Source organism: Micromonospora sp. NPDC050795, assembly GCF_044456785.1.
Classification (GTDB): Bacteria; Actinomycetota; Actinomycetes; order Mycobacteriales; family Micromonosporaceae; genus Micromonospora.
This window is the reverse complement of record NZ_JBITGE010000011.1, coordinates 142438-162380: the sequence shown is the minus strand read 5'-3', so window position 1 is coordinate 162380 and position 19943 is coordinate 142438. Positions and strand designations below refer to the sequence as shown.

24 protein-coding genes are annotated in these 19943 nt (G+C 72.0%); 13 read left to right on the top strand and 11 right to left on the bottom strand.

Annotation, left to right across the window (positions count from 1 at the left end):
- Nucleotides 1-26: 26 nt before the first annotated feature.
- Both ACIBEF_RS12710 and ACIBEF_RS12705 read right to left on the bottom strand, forming a co-directional pair.
- Nucleotides 27-1040, bottom strand: a complete 1014-nt coding sequence (locus tag ACIBEF_RS12710; RefSeq protein ID WP_396793545.1) for an ABC transporter permease subunit — start codon at nt 1038-1040, stop codon at nt 27-29.
- Nucleotides 1037-2035 (bottom strand): ABC transporter ATP-binding protein, encoded by a 999-nt coding sequence (locus ACIBEF_RS12705; RefSeq protein ID WP_396793544.1) that lies wholly within the window; start codon nt 2033-2035, stop codon nt 1037-1039. The genes ACIBEF_RS12710 and ACIBEF_RS12705 overlap by 4 nt, the downstream gene beginning before the upstream one ends.
- A 119-nt stretch (nt 2036-2154) precedes the next feature.
- On the opposite strand from ACIBEF_RS12705, the gene ACIBEF_RS12700 reads away from it, so the two are divergent.
- Together ACIBEF_RS12700 and ACIBEF_RS12695 are read left to right on the top strand one after the other, a co-directional pair.
- The gene (locus ACIBEF_RS12700; protein WP_355005371.1) at nt 2155-2955 is read left to right on the top strand and encodes an ABC transporter ATP-binding protein; all 801 of its coding nucleotides are present in this window, start codon (nt 2155-2157) and stop codon (nt 2953-2955) included.
- Between the two features lie 23 nt (nt 2956-2978).
- Nucleotides 2979-3875, top strand: coding sequence for a ribokinase (locus ACIBEF_RS12695; protein WP_396793543.1), 897 nt, complete (start codon nt 2979-2981; stop codon nt 3873-3875).
- Nucleotides 3876-3920: 45 nt separating this feature from the next.
- Here the strand turns inward: ACIBEF_RS12695 and ACIBEF_RS12690 are convergent, their stop codons facing one another.
- The 4 genes from ACIBEF_RS12690 to ACIBEF_RS12675 all read right to left on the bottom strand — a co-directional run bounded on the left by ACIBEF_RS12690 (nt 3921) and on the right by ACIBEF_RS12675 (nt 6119).
- A complete protein-coding gene (locus tag ACIBEF_RS12690; protein WP_396793542.1) occupies nt 3921-4607 on the bottom strand; it encodes a hypothetical protein in 687 nt (228 codons plus the stop codon).
- Between the two features lie 47 nt (nt 4608-4654).
- Entirely contained in the window at nt 4655-5044 is a 390-nt protein-coding gene (locus ACIBEF_RS12685) for a hypothetical protein (protein WP_396793541.1), read from the bottom strand.
- Nucleotides 5041-5523, bottom strand: coding sequence for a DUF6232 family protein (locus ACIBEF_RS12680; RefSeq protein ID WP_355005366.1), 483 nt, complete (start codon nt 5521-5523; stop codon nt 5041-5043). Before ACIBEF_RS12680 ends, ACIBEF_RS12685 begins: the two co-directional genes overlap by 4 nt.
- Nucleotides 5524-5639: 116 nt before the next feature.
- On the bottom strand, nt 5640-6119 hold the full coding sequence (locus tag ACIBEF_RS12675) for a DUF6232 family protein (RefSeq protein WP_396793540.1): 480 nt from the start codon (nt 6117-6119) through the stop codon (nt 5640-5642).
- 98 nt (nt 6120-6217) lie between these two features.
- Here ACIBEF_RS12675 and ACIBEF_RS12670 point away from each other — a divergent pair, with 98 nt between their 5' ends.
- Entirely contained in the window at nt 6218-6991 is a 774-nt protein-coding gene (locus ACIBEF_RS12670) for an enoyl-CoA hydratase-related protein (RefSeq protein ID WP_396793539.1), read from the top strand.
- A gap of 82 nt (nt 6992-7073) precedes the next feature.
- Complete coding sequence (locus ACIBEF_RS12665) at nt 7074-8696, top strand: acetolactate synthase (protein ID WP_396793538.1); 1623 nt, start codon at nt 7074-7076, stop codon at nt 8694-8696.
- Between the two features lie 48 nt (nt 8697-8744).
- Here the strand turns inward: ACIBEF_RS12665 and ACIBEF_RS12660 are convergent, their stop codons facing one another.
- The 3 genes from ACIBEF_RS12660 to ACIBEF_RS12650 are packed head-to-tail and all read right to left on the bottom strand — an operon-like array spanning nt 8745 to nt 9874.
- The gene (locus tag ACIBEF_RS12660; protein ID WP_396793537.1) at nt 8745-9152 is read right to left on the bottom strand and encodes a PLD nuclease N-terminal domain-containing protein; all 408 of its coding nucleotides are present in this window, start codon (nt 9150-9152) and stop codon (nt 8745-8747) included.
- A 27-nt stretch (nt 9153-9179) separates the two neighbouring features.
- Entirely contained in the window at nt 9180-9485 is a 306-nt protein-coding gene (locus tag ACIBEF_RS12655; RefSeq protein WP_396793536.1) for a DUF202 domain-containing protein, read from the bottom strand.
- On the bottom strand, nt 9482-9874 hold the full coding sequence (locus ACIBEF_RS12650) for a DUF202 domain-containing protein (RefSeq protein WP_357221521.1): 393 nt from the start codon (nt 9872-9874) through the stop codon (nt 9482-9484). Before ACIBEF_RS12650 ends, ACIBEF_RS12655 begins: the two co-directional genes overlap by 4 nt.
- Before the next feature lie 42 nt (nt 9875-9916).
- Between ACIBEF_RS12650 and ACIBEF_RS12645 the strand changes: the two genes are divergently transcribed.
- The 4 genes from ACIBEF_RS12645 to ACIBEF_RS12630 all read left to right on the top strand — a co-directional run bounded on the left by ACIBEF_RS12645 (nt 9917) and on the right by ACIBEF_RS12630 (nt 13065).
- Nucleotides 9917-10714, top strand: a complete 798-nt coding sequence (locus tag ACIBEF_RS12645) for a GNAT family N-acetyltransferase (RefSeq protein ID WP_396793535.1) — start codon at nt 9917-9919, stop codon at nt 10712-10714.
- Nucleotides 10711-11124 carry a hypothetical protein gene (locus ACIBEF_RS12640; RefSeq protein ID WP_396793534.1) on the top strand — a complete coding sequence of 138 codons (414 nt, stop codon included), beginning with the start codon at nt 10711-10713 and terminating at the stop codon, nt 11122-11124. Before ACIBEF_RS12645 ends, ACIBEF_RS12640 begins: the two co-directional genes overlap by 4 nt.
- A gap of 187 nt (nt 11125-11311) precedes the next feature.
- Nucleotides 11312-12091 carry an electron transfer flavoprotein subunit beta/FixA family protein gene (locus tag ACIBEF_RS12635; RefSeq protein ID WP_112582103.1) on the top strand — a complete coding sequence of 260 codons (780 nt, stop codon included), beginning with the start codon at nt 11312-11314 and terminating at the stop codon, nt 12089-12091.
- 14 nt (nt 12092-12105) lie between these two features.
- Nucleotides 12106-13065, top strand: a complete 960-nt coding sequence (locus ACIBEF_RS12630; protein ID WP_091393283.1) for an electron transfer flavoprotein subunit alpha/FixB family protein — start codon at nt 12106-12108, stop codon at nt 13063-13065.
- A 93-nt stretch (nt 13066-13158) separates the two neighbouring features.
- Here ACIBEF_RS12630 and ACIBEF_RS12625 read toward each other — a convergent pair whose 3' ends face one another.
- Together ACIBEF_RS12625 and ACIBEF_RS12620 are read right to left on the bottom strand one after the other, a co-directional pair.
- Nucleotides 13159-14019 carry an anti-sigma factor domain-containing protein gene (locus ACIBEF_RS12625; RefSeq protein WP_396793533.1) on the bottom strand — a complete coding sequence of 287 codons (861 nt, stop codon included), beginning with the start codon at nt 14017-14019 and terminating at the stop codon, nt 13159-13161.
- Nucleotides 13973-14575: a sigma-70 family RNA polymerase sigma factor gene (locus ACIBEF_RS12620; RefSeq protein WP_357199535.1), complete on the bottom strand. Its 603-nt coding sequence runs from the start codon at nt 14573-14575 to the stop codon at nt 13973-13975. The genes ACIBEF_RS12625 and ACIBEF_RS12620 overlap by 47 nt, the downstream gene beginning before the upstream one ends.
- A gap of 230 nt (nt 14576-14805) precedes the next feature.
- Between ACIBEF_RS12620 and ACIBEF_RS12615 the strand changes: the two genes are divergently transcribed.
- From ACIBEF_RS12615 to ACIBEF_RS12595, 5 genes are all read left to right on the top strand, one after another.
- The gene (locus ACIBEF_RS12615; protein ID WP_396793532.1) at nt 14806-15636 is read left to right on the top strand and encodes a DUF4397 domain-containing protein; all 831 of its coding nucleotides are present in this window, start codon (nt 14806-14808) and stop codon (nt 15634-15636) included.
- On the top strand, nt 15633-16298 hold the full coding sequence (locus ACIBEF_RS12610) for a class F sortase (RefSeq protein ID WP_396793531.1): 666 nt from the start codon (nt 15633-15635) through the stop codon (nt 16296-16298). Before ACIBEF_RS12615 ends, ACIBEF_RS12610 begins: the two co-directional genes overlap by 4 nt.
- Nucleotides 16299-16402: 104 nt before the next feature.
- A complete protein-coding gene (locus ACIBEF_RS12605; protein ID WP_396793530.1) occupies nt 16403-17578 on the top strand; it encodes a cysteine desulfurase family protein in 1176 nt (391 codons plus the stop codon).
- A gap of 246 nt (nt 17579-17824) precedes the next feature.
- Nucleotides 17825-18898 (top strand): tRNA 2-thiouridine(34) synthase MnmA, encoded by a 1074-nt coding sequence (mnmA, locus tag ACIBEF_RS12600; RefSeq protein ID WP_357221540.1) that lies wholly within the window; start codon nt 17825-17827, stop codon nt 18896-18898.
- A 37-nt stretch (nt 18899-18935) separates the two neighbouring features.
- Entirely contained in the window at nt 18936-19940 is a 1005-nt protein-coding gene (locus tag ACIBEF_RS12595) for a methionine synthase (protein ID WP_396793529.1), read from the top strand.
- Nucleotides 19941-19943: the final 3 nt, after the last annotated feature.

Below are 19943 nucleotides of genomic sequence, written 5' to 3'. Positions count from 1 at the left end.
GACCAGGGCGACCCGACGGCCTCGACTCAGATCAGGTCGCGGCGACGGAACACGGCGAACGCCGCCGCGGTCAGACCGCCGGTGATCACCAACAGCACCAACAGCGCCGGCAGCCAGGTCACCGTGTAGAAACCGTCGCAGTAGGGGAGTTGGCCGCTGCCCCGGCAGACCTGTTCGTCATAGAACCGCGCCTCGCCGTTGAGCCACGCCCCGATGTGGCTGGACAGCATGAACAGGTCCGACTTGCGCGCGTCGAGGATCTCCAGGACCACTCGGCCACCCAACTCCCAGACCACCGCGTACGCGGCGAGCGCACCGAGCGCCGCCGACGTGTGCCGACCCAGCGTGGCGATCGCGAAGCCCAGCGCGGAGGCCAGCAGCACCAGCACCAGGCCACGGCCGTGCACCGCGCCGAGTGAGCGCCAGAAGTCACCGTCCAGCCGGCCCGGCAACCCGAAAGCCTGCCCGATCACCCAGAACGTGGCGAGATAGACCACCGACGCCAGCAGGGCCAGGACCAGCACCGCGCCGAGCAGGGTGCCGAGCTTGGTCGCGAGCACCGTCAACCGACGCGGTCGCCAGAGCAGCAGGTTCACCACCCCGCCCGAGGTCAGGTCCGCGCCGATGTAGGAGGCGCCGACCAGGAACCCGAACAACACCAGGAACGCGATGAGGAAGTACAGCAGCGGTTCGGCCTGCTCGGCGAAGGTGAACACACCCGGCAGGAAGTCGGCGGCGATCGGGAGGCGGTCCTGCCGGATCGGGTCGATCTCGGAGCAGTCGCTGGGGAAGTACCTGTCCGTGTCGGAGGTCGAAGTGCTGTCCTGGCGGGCCAGGCACTCCTGGTGGGTGGCCTCCATGTCACGCCGCGCCTCGGCGGCCTGCGTCCGCGCCGAGTTCAGCTCACTGACGCTCGGTTTGTGGGAGCCGGCAAGGGTGGTCGCCGCCGTGACGGCGAACGCCAACGCCAACAGGACGACCATGAGCTGCACGAAACGACGCGCGGACAGTCGCTCCAACTCGGCACGCACCAGGTTCACGCGTCCACTCCCCGATCGAGGTCGATCACAGATTCGTCCTGCGGCAGCGACGGGTCCCCGACCTGCCGGGGCACCGACGGATGCTCGTACGCGCCGGTCAGCTCCAGGAAGACGCTCTCCAGATCCGGCCGCAGCGGCGTCAGCTCGCCCACCCACAGACCCTGCTCACCGAGCACCCGGCTGATCGCCGTCGGGTCGCTCACCCCGCTCACCACCAACGCTCCGCCGTCCACCACCGCCGTCAGATCGGCCGCGTGCAGCAGCTCGACGGCCCGCTCCGGCTCGGCCACCCGGACCAGGAACTCGTGCCGGTCGTGGCCCGCCAGCACCTCGTCCACCCGACCGGTCGCGACCCGCCGCCCCCGGGAGATGATCGTGACGTGGTCGCAGATCAGCTGGATCTCGCCCAGGATGTGACTGGACACCAGCACCGTCACCCCGTTGGCCGCCAGCGACCGCATCAGGTCCCGCATCTCCCGGATGCCCGCCGGGTCCAGCCCGTTCGCCGGCTCGTCCAGGATGAGCAGACGCGGGTCCTTCAACAGCGCAGACGCCACCGCCAGACGCTGCTTCATGCCCAGCGAGTAGCCCTTCACCCGCTCATCGCCCCGGTCGTGCAGGCCCACCAGATCCAGCACCTCGTCCACCCGCGAGACCGGCACACCACCGGCGCGGGCCAACAGCCGCAGCGTCCGGTAGCCGGTGAAGTTGCCGAAGAACTGCGGGCTCTCCACGATGGCACCGACCTGACCCGCCACCCGGGGCAGCAACTCCGGCGACGGTTCGCCGAGCACCGTCATCCGGCCACTGTCGGCGCGTACCAGCCCGAGCAGGGCCCGCAGGGTGGTGGTCTTGCCCGAGCCGTTGGGGCCCAGGAAGCCGTGGACCTGGCCCGCCTCGACCAGCAGGTCGAACCCGTCCACCGCCACGCGTGGGCCGCTGCGCAGGCTGCGGAAGCTCTTGCGTAGACCTTCGATCTCGATGACCGCGCTCATCTGCGCAGCTCCGTACGTCGGCTGGGCATGGGCCGTCCTTCGGGCTTGGTGATCAATGACACGGCGCTTCACCCTATGGCTGAGGTGCCGCCCATGGGGGGCACCCCGGCGCTGCGTGGTTGGATGGTGCGGTGAACCCGGATCTGGTGGTCAGCCTCGACGGCGTCGGCGTGCGCCGCTCCGGCACCGCCCTCCTAGAGGACCTGACCTGGCGTGTCGAACTGGACGAGCGGTGGGTAGTGCTCGGCTCCAACGGCGCCGGCAAGACCACACTGCTCAACCTCGCCGCCGGTCGGCTGCACCCCACCACGGGTGTCGCGCACGTGCTCGGCGAGCGGATCGGCCGCACCGACGTCAACGAGCTGCGTACCCGGATCGGGCTCACCACCGCCGCGATCGCCGAGCGGCTGCCCGCCGACGAGCGGGTCAGCGACGTGGTGGTGACCGCCGCCTGGTCGGTGGTCGGCCGTTGGCGGGAGAACTACGACCGTGGCGACGAGGCGCGGGCGCGGGCACTGCTGAGTCAACTCGGCGTCGGTGGTCTCGCCGAACGCCGCTACGGCACCCTCTCCGAGGGTGAGCGCAAGCGGGTGCAGATTGCCCGTGCCCTGATGACCGACCCGGAGCTGCTGCTGCTCGACGAGCCCGCCGCCGGGCTCGACCTGGGCGGTCGGGAAGACCTGGTCGCCCGACTGGCCGAGCTGGCGTACGACCCGGACGCCCCGGCGATGGTGCTGGTCACCCACCACGTCGAGGAGATCCCGCCCGGATTCACCCACGCGATGCTCCTGCGCGAGGGCGGGGTGGTCGCCCAGGGCCTGCTCACCGAGACGCTGACCGGTGACAACCTCTCCAAGACCTTCGGGCTGCCACTCGTCGTCGAGCGGTCGGGCGACCGCTTCACCGCCCGCGCCGCCTGAGCGCCGGACAGGCGGAGACGGCCGTGCCGCAGACCCGGGTCGCCGTGGTGGGCAGCGCCAACATGGATCTGGTCGCGATGGCACCCGCGCTGCCTCGACAGGGCGAGACCATGCTCGGCACCGACTTCGTGATGGTGCCCGGCGGCAAGGGTGCCAACCAGGCCGTGGCCGCGGCCCGTGCCGGCGCCTCCTGTGCCTTCCTCGGCGCGATCGGCTCGGACGCCTTCGGCGTCACCCTCAAGGCCCGCATCACAGCGGCCGGCGTGGACACCAGTCAGCTTCGCGTGGTCTACGGCACCTCGGGAGTGGCGCTGGTCATGGTCAACGCCCAGGGGGACAACGCCATCGTGGTCACCCCCGGCGCGAACGACGCCCTGGTCGGCCTCAGCGAGGAGGAGCTGACCACCGTCCGTACGGCGGACGTCCTGGTCGCGCAACTGGAGATCCCGGTGCAGACCGTCACTGCCGCCGCGGTGGCCGCCCGCGAGGCCGGCACCAGGGTGATCCTGAACGCCGCCCCGGCGCGGGATCTCCCACCCGAGCTGCTCGCCGCCGTGGACCTGCTGGTCGTCAACGAGGGCGAGGCGCAGGCGCTCGCCGGCCGGGGTCGGGAGGAGCCGCGCGCGCTGCTCGACCTGACTCCCCGGGCCGTGCTCACTCTCGGCGGGGAGGGCGCCTGGTACGTCGACCGGGACGGCACCGAGGTGCACGTGCCGGCGGTACGGGTCGACGTGGTCGACTCCACCGCCGCCGGTGACGCGTTCACCGCCGCGCTGGCCGTCGGCTGGGGCGAAGGGCGCGACCTGGTCGACGCGGTGCGCTGGGCGTCGGCGGCCGGCGCTGCCTGCGTCCGCAAGCTCGGCGCCTCGGTGGCGCTGCCGCAACGCGCCGAGATCGACGAGCTGTACGCGCCGGCCTGACGGCAAGCACGGCACACCGGCTGGCTCGCCCCTGCGGGGCGGTCGTCAGCCGACGGGCTCGTCGGCGAGCTTCTCGCCGCGGCGGCGCAGCATGCCCAGCCCGGGGATGCCGGCCACGGCGAGCTTGAGGTCACGGGTGACGTCGAGCAGGTCGTGCAGGTCGGGGCCGACCCGGTCCAGCGTGGCCAGGATCGGCAGGATGTCCGCCGTCAGATGCTCCCGGAGCTTCGGCAGCTCGTCGATCAGGTGGATCGCCGCGGTGATCTCCTCATGGCTCAGCTCCTCGACGAACCGCTCGGCCATCGGTGCGGCCCGGCGCAGCGCCGGCTCGTACGCCGCCAGCAACTCGGCCGCGGTGGCGGCGGCCTCAGTCGCGGTGCCCACGGTGACGGAGGCGCGGTTCGCGACCCGGTCGGCCTCGGCGACCACAGCGGCGGCGGCGGTGGCCACCTCGGTGGCCGTGTCGATGGCGGTGGTCGCGGCGGCGCTGATGACGGCCACCTCGCGGACCGCGCCCTCGGCGTCGGTGAGCACCTGGTCGGTCCGATCCAGGGTCGTCTCGATCCGGTCGACCACGCCGTTGATCCGGGCCAGCAACTGCTCCACCCCGTCGAGCACAGCGAACGCGCGGGCGGGCACGGCGGCCATCGAGGCGGCCGAGCCGAGCGCCTGGTCGAGGGCGGAGCGGGTCAGACCGACCACGGCGGTCGGGGTGGGGAGGGGAATCGCCATGGGGTCAAGTGTGCGTCGGCCGTGCCACAACCGCCCGTCGGAGCAGGTCAGCGTGACTGTCGACCGGCGGTTTCGGCGCGGGCCACCCGCAGCGCCCACCAGATCAGCGGCACCTGCAACGGCACCCGGCCGTACGCGATGGCCCGCTGGGTCGGGCGCCGGCGCCGCCAGTCCACGGCCATCTTCACGTTCGCCGGCAGGACGGCGACGAAGAGAGCGGCGGCTGCCCGTCCGCCGGCCCGCCGGGTGGCCGGGTTCGCGACAGCCGCAGCCACCACCAGTTCGGCGACCCCGCTGGCGTACGTCCAGAAACGGGGCGGGCCGGGCAGCGCACGCGGCACGATCGCGTCGTAGACGCCGGGGCGTACCAGATGGGTGACGCCGGCCGTCGCGAGCAGGCCGGCCAGGGCGACGGCCTCGCGGCGGCGGGTGGTCATCGGTGGTCCCCCTGTTGTTCGACGGCGCGCTGCACGGCCCGGTAGATCTGCCCGAACCGTAGCGCGTCCGGTGTGCGCACCAGCAGGTCCTCCCGACCGTGGTGCTGCACCCACAACTCGTGCACGTGGCTGCCGCGCTCGTAGGAGCGGTCCAGCCAGCCGAGGGGGATCTCCAGGAACGGTGCCAGCGCGAGCGCCCCCGCCGCGCAGGCGGCCAGGATGATCAGCGCCAGCTGCCAGTTGCCTCGATCCTGAGCCGACCAGGCCAGCGACAGCACGCAGACCACGGCGACCAGCGGCGGCAGCGAGAGCAGCAGGACCAGGACACCGCGCCCCAGCACACGGCCGCGCACGGCGAGGGTTTTCTGCCCCCGTGCGTGCCAGACGAACGTCACGTCGGACAGGGCGATCACGTGACCACCCGCCCGGATCGACTCGGAGGTCACCTGCACCGCGTCGTCCCGGTAATAGAGGGTCATCACTAAGCCTAACCACCGCGGGGCAAACCTCGCCCGGTTCGGCCTCGGCATCGGGCCTTCCCCGACGCGTTCTCGGCGCGGTCTGCCGTGCCCGTGCCTCAGACGGAGCAGGCTGGCTAGCGGCGCGTGGCGGGGTGGGCCGGCTGGCTGTGCTCCACCGCGCGTTGCACCGCCCGGTAGATCTGCCCGAAGCGCAGCGCGTCACCGGTGTGCAGCAGACGCACCGGCTGGCCCCGCCAACGGGCCCAGATCTCCAGTTGGCGGCTGCCCCGGGCGTACGAGCGGTCCAGGTGTTCGAAGAGGAAGTCGGCGACCGGCCCGACGGCCAGGCCGACCAACACCGACGCGCCGACGATCGCGATCGTCACGGTGGGGGAGCGGTGCAGCCAGACGGCCACGCCGATGCCGAGCACCGCCGCGACCAGCGGGCCGGCGAGGGCTGCGCCGATCGCGCCCCGCCCCACCAGCACACGCCAGGAGCGGGTGCCCCGGCGGTGCCAGATCATGGTGATGTCGGCCAGCTTGTAGCTGCGACCGTCGACGCGAAGGGTGGTGGAGGTGACCTGCACCGACCTGTCGTCGTAATACGTGATCATGGCTGGACTCCCGCCCACGGGGCTGACACCACACTACTTACCCAAACGAGCCGGGTCGTAAGGTTGGCACGCGACTTCGACGAGGAAGTGAGGGCAGCGTGGGCGAGTTCGTTCGGCTGGAGACCACTGACGGCATCGGCACGATCCGGCTGGAGCGGCCGCCGATGAACGCGCTCAACACCCAGGTGCAGGAGGAGTTGCGCGCCGCCGCGACGGCGGCCACCGCCGATCCCGAGGTCCGCGCGGTCATCGTGTACGGCGGGGAGAAGGTCTTCGCCGCCGGCGCCGACATCAAGCAGATGGCTGACATGTCCTACGTGGACATGGCCGACCGGGCGGCGAACCTGTCCAGCGCGCTCGGCGCGATCGCCCGGATCCCCAAGCCGGTGGTCGCCGCGATCACCGGGTACGCCCTCGGTGGCGGCTGTGAGCTGGCGTTGGCCTGTGACTGGCGGATCGCCGCCGAGGACGCCAAGCTCGGCCAGCCGGAGATCAAGCTCGGCATCATCCCGGGTGCCGGCGGCACCCAGCGGCTGGCCCGCCTGGTCGGCCCGGCCCGCGCCAAGGATCTGATCATGACGGGCCGGATGGTCGACGCCGAGGAGGCCCTGCGGATCGGCCTGGCCGACCGGGTGGTCCCGGCCGCCGAGGTCTACGAGGCCGCTGTCGCCTACGTGAAGCCGTACCTGACGGGCCCGGTGCAGGCGCTGCGCGCGGCAAAGCTGGCGGTCGACGGCGGCCTGGACATGGACCTGAACTCCGGCCTCGCCTGGGAGAGTCAGCTCTTCGCGGCGCTGTTCGCCACCGACGACCGGCGCGAGGGCATGGCGGCCTTCGTCGAGAAGCGCAAGCCCGGCTTCACCGGCCGCTGACTATTAGTCGAGAACAGTTCACATTGTTCCTACCGGCCAGTAGCGTGGGGCGTCGGTCATAAGGAACGAAGGGGAGCGGCGGATGACGGAGCGGATCGAGGGCCACGGCGGCGAGTTGGCGCTCGCGGCACTACGCGCGCACGGCGTACGGGAGATGTTCACGCTGTCCGGCGGGCACGTCTTTCCGCTCTACGACGCGGCGTACAAGACCGACTTCCCGATCTACGACGTCCGGCACGAGCAGTCCGCGGTCTTCGCCGCCGAGGCCGTGGCCAAGCTCCAGCGCCGCCCCGGCCTCGCCGTGCTCACCGCAGGGCCCGGTGTCACCAACGGCATCTCCGGCATGACCAGCGCGTTCTTCAACGCCTCGCCAGTGCTGGTGCTCGGCGGGCGCGCGCCCGCGTTCCGCTGGGGCTCGGGCAGCCTCCAGGAGATGGACCACCTGCCGCTGGTCGCCCCGGTCACCAAGCACGCCGAGACGGTGTTCAGCACCGACGACATCCCGCGGGCGGTGGGTGCGGCGCTGAACGCCGCGCTCACCCCGCACCGGGGCCCGGCGTTCCTCGACTTCCCGCTGGAGACGGTCTTCTCGGTCGCGGAGGCCGAGCTGCCCACCGTGACGGGTGTCGACCCGATCGCCCCGGACCCGGAGGAGGTCGGCCGCGCGGCGTTGCTCATCGCCGGGGCGCAGCGGCCGGTCATCATCGCCGGATCCGACGTGTACGCGGGCGACGCGGTCGCCGCGCTGCGCGAGGCGGCCGAGGCGTTACAGGTGCCGGTCTTCACCAACGGCATGGGTCGCGGCTCGCTCCCGCCGGAGCACCCGCTGGCGTTCGCCAAGGCCCGACGGGCCGCGCTCTCCGGCGCCGACGTGGTCGTGGTGGTGGGCACTCCGCTGGACTTCCGGCTCAGCTTCGGTGACTTCGGTGACGCCAAGGTGGTGCACATCGTCGACGCCCCCAGCCAGCGGGCGACGCACGTGCAGCCGGCCGCCGCACCCGCCGGTGACCTGCGTCTGATCCTCTCCGCGCTCGCCGATCACTCCGGTGACCGGGCCGACCACTCCGACTGGATCGCCGACCTGCGGGTCGCCGAGGACGCGGCGAAGGCTCGGGACGCGGCGGAGATGGCCGCCGAGACCGACCCGATCCGCCCGGCCCGGATCTACGGCGAGCTGCGTCGGGCGCTCGCCCCGGACGCGATCACCATCGGCGACGGCGGCGACTTCGTGTCGTACGCCGGGCGGTACCTGGAGCCGGCCCAGCCCGGCACGTGGCTGGACCCGGGCCCGTACGGCTGCCTGGGCACCGGCATGGGTTACGCGATGGGCGCCCGGGTCAGTCACCCGGACCGGCAGATCTGCGTGCTGATGGGCGACGGCGCGGCGGGCTTCTCGCTGATGGACGTCGAGTCGCTGGTCCGCCAGAAGCTGCCGGTGGTGATCATCGTCGGCAACAACGGCATCTGGGGGCTGGAGAAGCACCCGATGCGTGCCATGTACGGCTACGACGTCGCCGCCGACCTCCAGCCGGAGCTGCGGTACGACACGGTGGTCAGCGCGCTCGGCGGGGCGGGGGAGACGGTCGCCAAGGCGGCCGACCTGGGCCCGGCGCTCCAGCGGGCGTTCGACTCCGGAGTGCCGTACCTGGTGAACGTGCTCACCGACCCGACCGACGCGTACCCCCGGTCGTCGAACCTGGCCTGAGTCGCACCCGCCGCCGCCGTCGCTCCCGCGCCGGCGGCGGCGGCGCGCTCACACCTCCGGTCGGTCGCCCTCGCGCGGCGGCTCACCGTCGCGGCGGCGCAGGTCGTCCTCGCGTCGCCGCAGGTCTTCCTCCCAGCGTTGGAACAGCTCCTGGTCCTGCTGCTGGGCGCGTTCCTCGACGGAGCGCAGGAACTCCGGGTCGTCGTCGGGGGCCACCGGCCGAGGACGCTGCCGCTCGCCGCCGCCCGGCCAACCCTTGCCGGCGCCGGTGCTGGGTTCCCGGCCGACGATGAACCAGGCGATCGAGCCGACCAGCGGGAAGAACAAGATGATCAGCACCCAGGCGATCCGCGGAAGGGCGCGGATCTTGCCCTCCTCGGCGGAGAGACAGCTGATCAGCGCGCAGACGGCGAGGACAATCTGCACCAGGAAGAGGAGTACGCCAAGCCGGGCCATGCCCCCATGATGACGCACCGGCGCGCGTCACCACAGTCCGCGCAGGACCAGCAGCACCCCCAGTAACGCCAGCACCACGGTACCCACAGTGACCAGGGGCAGTGTCCGGCCGCCGGTGCGGGCCGGGCCGGTGCCCGTGCCCCGCGGCCAGCAGAGCACCAGCAGGGTGCCCCACACCAGAACGGTGCCGGCGGCGATCAGCGCACCGGTCGGGTCGCCCGTCGCCGCCAGTCGGACGGCGAGCACGCTCACCACGGTCACCGTGAGCAGGGTGCGCCGCCAGGCCAGCCGGGTCCGCTCCGGTTGCAGCCCCGGGTCGCGTCCGGTGTTCACCGCCCGCCGACCGCCCGCATCAGGACGGCGACCACCAGCAGCAACGCGCCGCCGCCGACGGCGAGCGCCAGGATGGCGGGGAACCGGGACGCGGGCAGCTCCTGACCGAGTCGGATGGCCCGCTCGGTACGCGCCCAGTGGTCCACCGCGCGGATCGCGACCGCCGCGCCGAGCAGCAGCAACGCCACCGCGATCACCTCGCGCAGGTGGCTCATCGGCAGGGGTGGCAGGAACTGCGCGGCGGCCAACCCGCCTCCGACCAGTGCCAACCCGGTGCGCAGCCAGGCGAGGAAGGTCCGTTCGTTGGCCAGAGAGAAGCGGTAGTCCGGCGGTTCACCGACCGAACGCAGCTCCGTCGGGTCGAACCACCGCCTGATCGCCTCCCACACAGTGCGAGAATATCCGTTTCCCTTCCCGCTTAGCCTGGTCCGGTGACTGATCTCGACGTACAGACGCTGCGCGACGCCTACGACAACCAACTCCGCCCGGAGATCCCCGACCCGGTGCCGGCCGGGGTGACCGTGGAGCGGGACGGGCCGCTGGTCCGCATCATCGGGCTCGACGCCGGCGGGTTCCTCACGTACCGCACCCTGGGCGGGTTGACAGGTGACGCGCTGGACGAGCTGATCGCCCGGCAGGTGCAGCTGTTCCGTGAGCGCGGCCAGTCGGTCGAGTGGAAGCTCAACGAGCACGACGAGCCGGCCGATCTGGCGGACCGGCTGCGCGCTGCCGGCTTCGTGCCGGAGGACCGCGAGACCGTCGTGGTCGGGCCGGTCGCCCCGCTGGCCGCCGCGCTGCCTGTCGTTCCCGAGGGGGTACGCCTGCGTGAGGTGACCGCCCGGGAGGACCTGGAGCGGATCGCCGCCATGGAGGAGGAGGTCTGGCAGGAGGATCGCTCGCACCTCGTGACGGGCCTGGCCAAGGAGATCGACGCCGACCCGAACTCGATCACCGTTGTGGTGGCCGAGGCGGGTGGGACGGTGGTGAGCGCGGGCTGGGTGCGGTTCCCGGTGAACACCGGCTTCGCCACGATGTGGGGTGGCTCGACCCTGCCGCAGTGGCGGCGCAAGGGCATCTACCGGGCGTTGGTCAACTACCGGGCGCGGCTCGCCGAGCAGCGGGATCGGACGCTCATGCAGGTCGACTGTTCCGAGGACAGCCGACCCATCCTCCAGCGGCTCGGCCTCGTCGCGGTCACCACCACCACCCCGTACGTCTACACTCCGTGATCATGGAACAGCGGTTGACGGACGAGGAGCGCCTGACCCTCAAGACCGGTGCCTTCGGTGCCGTCTTCCTGGTCTCCAACGCCGACCCCGGTGTGCTGGGGGTGATCCGGGAGAGCATCGCCGCTTCCGGCGCGCTGGCCGGTGCCAGTGGCACTGTCAAGGAGGCGCTGAACACCGGCCCGCTGCCGCGACTTCCGCGGGACTCGCAGCTGGAGATCGAGTCGGTGGTGCTGCCGGCGCTGGGTGAGGCGGTTCGGATCCTGCGCGAGAAGTCCCCACGCGACGTGGACGCGTACCGCGATCTGGTGTTGACCGCGGCGGACCAGGTGGCCCGCGCGCACGACGGGGTGGCGCCTGCCGAGGCGGCGGCCATCGACCAGATCCGGGTCGCGTTGGCCGAGCCGGCCTGACCGGCCGCGCGTCGGTGAGCTGTGTCACTCTGAGTGCTGCGGGAGCGCAACCTACTGGCAGGTAACATTGCGCCGTGGGCAACTGCACAACCGCCCTCGGTTGACCTGGCGTCGACCGACGCGCGACGCTGCGCCCCATACCGGGCGAGCGAATCGCAACACCACACAGGAGGGTCGTCGAAGCGCGATGAACATCGTCGTACTCGTCAAGCAGGTGCCTGATTCGGGCGCGGACCGCAACCTGCGCAATGACGACAACACCGTCGACCGCGGTTCGGCGAACAACGTGATCAACGAGATGGACGAGTACGCCATCGAGGAGGCGCTGAAGATCAAGGAGGCGCACGGTGGCGAGGTCACCATCCTGACGATGGGTCCGGACCGGGCGACCGAGTCGATCCGCAAGGCGCTCTCCATGGGCCCGGACAAGGCCGTGCACGTGCTGGACGACGCCCTGCACGGCTCGTGCGCCGTCGCCACCTCGAAGGTGCTCGCCGCCGCGCTCGGTCAGCTCAACGCCGACCTGGTCATCTGCGGTGCCGAGTCCACCGACGGCCGGGTCCAGGTGATGCCGCACATGATCGCCGAGCGGCTGGGCGTCGCGGCGCTCACCGGTGCCCGCAAGCTCACCGTCGACGGCGCGACGCTGACCGTCGAGCGGCAGACCGAGGAGGGCTACGAGGTGGTCACCGCCGCCACCCCGGCCGTGGTCTCCGTCTGGGACACCATCAACGAGCCGCGCTACCCCTCCTTCAAGGGCATCATGGCAGCCAAGAAGAAGCCGGTGCAGACGCTCTCGCTGGCCGACCTCGGAGTCGCGGCCGACGAGGTGGGCTTCGACGGCGCCACCAGCGCCGTCGTCGAACACACCAAGCGCCCCCCGCGCTCCGGCGGCGCCAAGATCACTGACGAGGGCGAGGGCGGCGTCAAGCTGGTCGAGTTCCTCGCCACCGAAAAGTTCGTGTGAGAGGGGGGTCTGACATGTCCGAGGTTCTCGTCGTCGTCGAAGCCACAAAGGAATTCGGCGTCAAGAAGGTCACCCTGGAAATGCTCACCCTCGCGCGTGAGCTGGGCACCCCGAGCGCTGTGGTGCTCGGCGGCGCCGGCGCCGCCGAGGCGCTGAGCGGCAAGCTGGGCGAGTACGGCGCGGAGAAGATCTACGCCGCCGAGGGTGACGAGATCGACGGCTACCTGGTGGCCCCCAAGGCGACGGTGCTGGCCGAGTTGGTCAAGCGGGTGCAGCCGGCCGCCGTGCTGCTGGCGTCGGCCCAGGAGGGCAAGGAGATCGCCGCCCGGCTCGCCGTCAAGCTCGACAACGGCATCCTGACCGACGTGGTCGGCCTGGACGCCGACGGCACCGCGACCCAGGTCGCCTTCGCCGGCTCCACCATCGTCAAGTCCAAGGTCACCAAGGGCCTGCCGTTGGTCACCGTCCGGCCCAACTCGGTCACCCCCGCCCCGGCGGCGGCCACCCCGGCGATCGAGCAGCTCAGCGTGTCGGTCACCGACACCGACAAGCTGGCCACCGTCGTCGAGCGGGTCGCCGAGCAGAAGGGCTCCCGCCCCGAGCTGACCGAGGCCGGCGTGGTCGTCTCCGGCGGTCGGGGCGTCGGCAACGCCGACAACTTCAAGCTGGTCGAGGAGCTCGCCGACCTGCTCGGCGGTGCCGTCGGCGCGTCCCGCGCGGCCGTCGACTCCGGCTTCTACCCGCACCAGTTCCAGGTGGGCCAGACCGGTAAGACGGTCTCCCCGCAGCTCTACGTCGCCCTCGGCATCTCCGGTGCGATCCAGCACCGGGCCGGCATGCAGACCTCGAAGACCATCGTCGCGGTCAACAAGGACGGCGAGGCGCCGATCTTCGAACTGGCCGACTTCGGGGTGGTGGGCGACCTGTTCAAGATCGTCCCACAGGCCGCCGAGGAGATCCGCAAGCGCAAGTAAGCCAGCGATACGTCAGTGGCCGCCCGTTCGCACGGGCGGCCACTGCCGTATGGGAGCTGATCGGCGAGCCGGGGAGCTGAGCCGGCCCGCCGATCAGCCCGTCAGGGAGCCCCTCAGCAGGCTGTCGCCGGAGTGGCGGGTGTTGTTGTCGTACTGCTCGGCGGAGACGTCGACCACCGAGTAGCTCTTGAGGTCGACATTCGGGGGCAGGGGTAGCAGGGCGTCCGAGCCGCCACCCAGGGTGCCGACCGAGAACATCTCCATGGTCGTCGGATTAATGAGCCAGACCTCGTAGTACCCCGGGACGCTCGGGAGATTCGCCACATGCAGATGTAGTTGGCCGTCCTGGAAAACCCGGGCGTCACCCCTGGCCGTCGGCGGGGTCGCGCCGTACGCGGCCAGCGGAGCGCTCGCCACCACCACCGGCGTCGGGGTGGGCGTCTGATCGTCCGGTCGGAGCACCGAGACGGTGCCCACGACGCCGACCGCCGCGGCGGCGGCCGCAGTCACCGCTGTGGCCACCCAACCGGACCAGCCGCGACCCCGGCGGCGAAATCGCCGTGCCGGGTCCAGCCGGGTCACCGTCGACCCGGCCGCCGCGTCGGAGGTCCGCTCGGACGTCGTGGCATCGGCCTGCTCGGCCGTCGTGGCATCGGCCTGCCCGGCCGTCGTGGTGTCGGCCTGCCCGGGCACTCGGTGTCGACGGGTCTCGGTCAGCAACGGCCCAGCCTCCGCCGCCCTGACCTGGGCCTCGATGCCCTGCCAGACGTGCTCCGGTGGGTCGGGCAGGTCGGCCAGGCCCTGCGTCTCGGTGCCGAGCCCCGCCACCTGCTGAAGGCTCGCGACCTCCGCGCGGCAGAGCGCGCAGGTGGCGAGGTGGGCGCTCTCCCCGTTGTCCGCCTCGCTCTCACCGAGTGCCAGAAATACCAGCCGGTCGTGGTCCAGGTGCTGCACCGTCCACCTCCCATCTGCGCTTCAAGCTCGCCATGCCGCGTCGGATGTGACTCTTCACGGTGCCCAACGGCACGCCGGTCACCGCGGCTATCTGCTGGTGTGTCAGGTCGTCGTAGAAGGCCAGCTCCAGCATCCGTCGCTGGTCGTCCGGGAGGCGAGCCAACTCGTCGGCGATCACCAACCGGTCCACCACGCGGTCCGGATCTGGCTCGGTCTGCGCCGGCTCGGGCAGTTGTCGGACCGTCTCCACCACCCGGGTCTCCCGGGCCGAGGCGCGCATCCGGTCGATCACCTTTCGCCGGCCGATGCCGAGCAACCAACCGATCAGCGACCCCTTGGACGGGTCGAACGTGTCGCGGCCCAACCAGGCGGCGACGAACGTCGCCTGGGTGACGTCCTCGGCGTCGCTGCGGTTCGCCAGCATGGACGTGGCCAGATGGAGCACGGCACGACCGTAGCGGTCGTACGCCTCGCGCAGCGCTACGTCGTCGCCGTCACGGAACCTGCGGTCGAGGTCGTCCACCGGAGGGTCCGGTTCCTGTCGTAGCGCCGTCATCGGGCGGCTCGCCTTCGATGGGGCATGCCCGACTGTAGCTGCCACAGTCTCCGCCCCACTTCCCCGGTCGATGTCATCTCACCTGCTCTTCGTCTCCCGACCCTGTTGCGGATGCGGTCGGGGCCGGAAAAGAAAAGTGCCTCCGGGGCGCATCCGCCCGTCCGACAGCCGGCGTAACCCGTTCTGCAAGCCAGGCCTGACGAATCAGCAGTTATCACCAGGAGGCAGACATGCAGCTCTCGTACTTCCGTCGGGTCGCCGCGGGCGGCGCGGTAGCCGCGCTGGCCTTCGCCGGCGTCGGTGCGCTCACCGCCGGCCCCGCGTACGCCGCCACGTCGAAGGTCTCCGTCGTGCACGGCATTCCGGACACCCCGGTCGACGTCTACGTCAACGGCAAGAAGACGCTGGACAACTTCAAGCCCGGTGACGTCGCCGGCCCGCTGAACCTTGAGGAGGGCGACTACGACATCGCGCTCACCAAGCCGGGCGAGCCGATCGGCAGCGCGATCCTCACTGTCGACAACGCCGCGGTGCCGGGCGGTGCGAACATCAGCATCGCGGCCCACCTCGACGCCGCCGGCCAGCCGAAGATCACCCCGTTCGTGAACGACGTCTCGAAGGTCGACGCCGGCAAGGCGCGGCTGATCGTCCGGCACACCGCCGCCGCTCCGGCGGTCGACGTCCGCGCCGGTGGCAAGCCGGTCTTCGAGGACCTCACCAACCCGAACGAGGCCAAGGGCGACGTCGACGCGGGCGAGGTGAAGGCGGACGTGGTGCTCGCCGGCACCGACACCGTGGCCATCGGCCCGGCGGACCTCAACCTCAAGGAGGGCACCGCCACGATCGTCTACGCGATCGGCTCCGCCGAGGGCAAGACCCTCGACGTGGTGGCCCAGACCATCACCGGCCTGCACTCCGCCCCGGGTGGCGTGCCCAGCGGTGACGGCGGACAGGCCGGCACGGGCGTGGACACCTGGTGGTACGTGCTCACCGGTGCCGGCGTACTCCTGCTCCTTGGTGGTGGGGTGCGGATGGCGACCGCGCGGACCGGCCGCGAGTGACGGTGCGCAATCGCGGCGCGCTGGCGGCCATGGCCGCCGGCGTTGCCGCGCTCACCGTCGCCACGCTCGTGGCGTGCGGCTCCCAGCCGGCCGAGGACGTGGGCGGCGACGAGGCGGCCAACCTCGCTACCGCCACCCCGACCCCGTCGGCCAGCGCGGCCGACGGCCAGTCCGTCCCGGTGACCGTCGGCGAACTGCCGGCCGGGGCGGAGATCGTCCCGCCGGTGCGGCTGGTGATCCCGGCGATCGACGTCACCGCCACGATCAACGCGGTCGGCATCAACAAGCGGACCAGCGATTTCGAGGTGCCGCCGAGCGTCGACAAGATCGGCTGGTACCGGTACGGACCCGGCCTGGAGGCGAACGCCGGCTCGATCGTCATCGCTGGTCACGTGGACAGCGCCCAGCAGGGCAAGGGCGCGTTCTTCCGGCTGCGGGAGCTCGATCAGGGCGACACCCTGACCGCGACCGGCAGTGATGGCGAGGCCCGCAAGTACCGGGTCGTGGCCCGGGAGGAGTACGACAAGACCAAGATCCCGCTGGACCGGTACTTCGCCCGCGACGGCAAGCCGCGGCTGACCCTGATCACCTGTGGTGGGCCGTTCGACGCCAAGGCGCGCAAGTACCGCGACAACATCGTCGTCACCGCGGTGCCCGCCTGACCGGGCCCGCGCACGTCGGGCCGGGGTGGAGTTCCACCTCGGCCCGTACGCGCAGTCCCCTCCGGCATCCGGTCCCCAAGGTGTCGGCCGTACGCTGAACGGTGATGGCTTACCTGGATCACGCGGCGACGACTCCCATGCTCGACGAGGCACTGGAGGCGTACGTCGCTACCGCCCGCGAGGTCGGCAACGCGTCCTCCCTGCACGCGTCGGGCCGCCGTGCCCGCCGCCGGGTCGAAGAGTCACGCGAACAGGTGGCCGCTGTGCTGGGCGCCCGGCCCTCTGAAGTGATCTTCACCGGTGGTGGCACGGAGAGCGACAACCTCGCGGTCAAGGGCGTCTTCTGGGCCCGCCGCGCAGCCCGCTCCGACCGCCGCCGGGTGGTCTCCAGCTCCGTCGAGCACCACGCGGTGCTGGACGCGGTCGACTGGCTGGCCCAGCACGAGGGCGCCGAGGTCGGCTGGCTTCCGGTGGACGCCGTCGGTCGGCTCGACCCGCAGACCCTGCGCGCCGAGTTGGCCGCGCACGCCGACCAGGTGGCCGTGGTCACCGCCATGTGGGCGAACAACGAGGTGGGCACCGTCCAGCCGGTGGCCGAGCTGGCCGCCGTCGCCGCCGAACACGGTGTGCCCTTCCACACCGACGCCATCCAGGCTGTTGGACAGGTGCCCGTCGACTTCGGCGCCAGCGGGGTCGCCGCGCTGACCGTCACCGGGCACAAGTTGGGCGGCCCGATGGGAGTGGGCGCGCTGCTGCTCGCCCGGGACGTGCCGGCCACGCCGCTGCTGCACGGCGGCGGCCAGGAACGCGACATCCGCTCCGGCACCCTGGACACCGCAGGCATCGTCGCCTTCGCGGTCGCCGTGGAGACGGCGGTGAAGGGTCAGCAGGAGTACGCGGCCCGGGTGGCCGCGCTCCGCGACGACCTGATCGAGCGGGTCCGCCAGGCGGTGCCCGAGGTGATCTACAACGGTGACCCGACCGATCGGCTGCCCGGCAACGCGCACTTCTCCTTCCCCGGCTGTGAGGGCGACGCGCTGCTGCTCCTGCTCGACGCGCAGGGAATCGCCTGCTCGACCGGCTCCGCCTGCTCGGCCGGCGTGGCCCAGCCCTCGCACGTGCTGCTGGCGATGGGTGCCGACGACGACCGCGCCCGCTCCTCGCTGCGCTTCACACTGGGCCACACCAGCACCCAGGCCGACGTCGACGCCCTGATCGCGGCCCTCCCGGCAGCAGTCGACCGAGCCCGCCGAGCCGCAGCCCTCCGCACCCCCCGCTAACCCCCCACCCCCTGATTTCCGCGATCTTGCACTTCCTGTCGTCTGTTCGCGTCTTGTGCGGCATATGTCGCAGCAGAAAGTGCAAGATCGCGTGGGCGTGGGCGTGGGCGTGGGCGTGGGCGTGGGCGTGGGCGTGGGCGTGGGGGTTGGGGGTTGGGTTGGGTTTGTGGGGTGGCGGGGGGTTCGGGGCTGGTGGATAGGGTTGTGGTGGGGGAACGGGCGGGGACGGGGAAGGGGAGTGGGTCAGTGAGGGTTCTGGCGGCGATGTCGGGTGGGGTTGACTCGGCCGTGGCGGCGGCACGGGCGGTGGCGGCCGGGCACGACGTGACCGGCGTACACCTGGCCCTCGCGCGCAACCCACAGACCTACCGGACCGGGGCGCGCGGCTGCTGCACCCTGGAGGATTCCCGGGACGCCCGGCGGGCGGCCGACGTGATCGGCATCCCGTTCTACGTGTGGGACATGGCCGACCGCTTCCACGAGGACGTGGTCGACGACTTCGTCGCCGAGTACGCCGCCGGTCGTACGCCGAACCCCTGCCTGCGCTGCAACGAGAAGATCAAGTTCGCGGCGGTGCTGGACCGGGCGGTGGCCCTGGGGTTCGACGCGGTGGTGACCGGGCACCACGCCCGCCTCGGCGCGGACGGGCTGCTGCGGCGCAGTGTCGACCTGGCCAAGGACCAGTCGTACGTGCTCGCCGTGCTCACCCGCGAGCAGCTCGACCGGTCGATCTTCCCGCTCGGTGACCTGACGAAGGCACAGGTCCGCGCCGAGGCCGCCGAGCGTGGCCTGGCCGTGGCCGACAAGCCGGACTCACACGACATCTGCTTCATCGCCGACGGGGACACCCGCGGCTTCCTGGCCGGCCGGCTCGGCGAGGCGCCCGGCGACGTGGTGGACGCCTCCACCGGCGCGGTCGTCGGCAGTCACAGCGGCGCGTACGCGTACACGGTGGGGCAGCGTCGCGGGTTGCACCTGGACCGGCCCGCCCCGGACGGTCGACCACGCTACGTGCTCTCCATCACGCCAAAGACCAACACGGTGACGGTGGGCCCGGCCGAGGCCCTGGACGTGTCCGACGTGCACGCCGTACGTCCGGTCTGGACCGGCGGCGCCCGGCCGGACGCCCCGGTCGAGTGCGAGGTGCAGTTGCGCGCGCACGGCGACGTGGTGCCGGCGACAGTCGCCCTCGACGGTGACCGGCTGCACGCCGAGCTGCGCCGACCGGTACGCGGCGTCGCCGCCGGTCAGGCCCTGGTGGCGTACCGACCGGACCCGGCCGGCGACGTGGTCCTCGGCTCCGCGACCATCACCGGCTGACCGCACGGCCCGGGTGTTTCCGGGATAGCCTTCGCCCGTGACAGATCAGGCGTGGCCCTGGCCGGCCGGCGCGGCAACCGGAATCGGCTCGCTGCCCGGCACCGACATCGGCGAGGCTCAGCGGGTGGTCCTCGGTGAGCTTCCCGAGCTTCCCCACCTGCCCGAGTTGCCGGCCCGTGGCCCCGGAGCGGACATCATCGGCCGGTCCGCCGGACTGCTCGTCGAGCTGCCGGTCGAGGTGTACGCGGGGCGGTGGCGGGTCGCCCCACGCCCAGGCCGCGACCTGCGCCGGGCCCGCGACCTGATGGAACGCGACCTGGACCAGCTCGCCGAGCAGGCCGAGGGGTACGCCGGGCCGATCAAGGTGCAGGCCGCCGGCCCGCTCACGCTGGCCGCCTCGCTGGAGTTGCCGATCGGTGGTCGACTGTTGCGCGATCCCGGCGCGGTCCGCGACCTGACCGGCTCCCTCGCCGAAGGGCTTCGCGCGCACGTCGCGGCGGTCGCCCGCCGGCTGCCCCAGGCGTCGGTCCTGCTGCAACTGGACGAGCCATCACTGCCGACGGTGCTGGCCGGGCGGGTGCCGACCGAGAGCGGGTTCGGCGCGTACCGGGCGGTCGAGTCGGTGGACGCCGCCGCCCTGCTGCGCACTGTCGTCGAGGCGGTCGGCGTGCCGACGCTGGTGCACTGCTGCGCCCCGCACGTGCCGCTGGAGCTGATCCGCTCCGCCGGCGCCGTCGCGGTCGCCCTCGACCTTGATCTGGTCACCAAGCTCGACCCGCTGGGCGAGGCGATCGACGCCGGCCTCGGGTTGCTGGCCGGGGCCGCGCCGACCCGGCCGCCGTCGGCCGGTGGCGCGCCGAACTCCGCGCAGATCGCCGAGCGGGTACGCCAGGTCTGGGACCGCCTCGGCTTCCCTCGTCGCCAACTCGCCCAGCAGGTGGTGGTCACCCCGGCCTGCGGCCTCGCCGGCGCCACCCCGGAGTACGCGCGGGCGGTGCTCGCCGCGTGCCGGGACGCCGGGCGGCGCCTCGCCGAGGACTGAGGT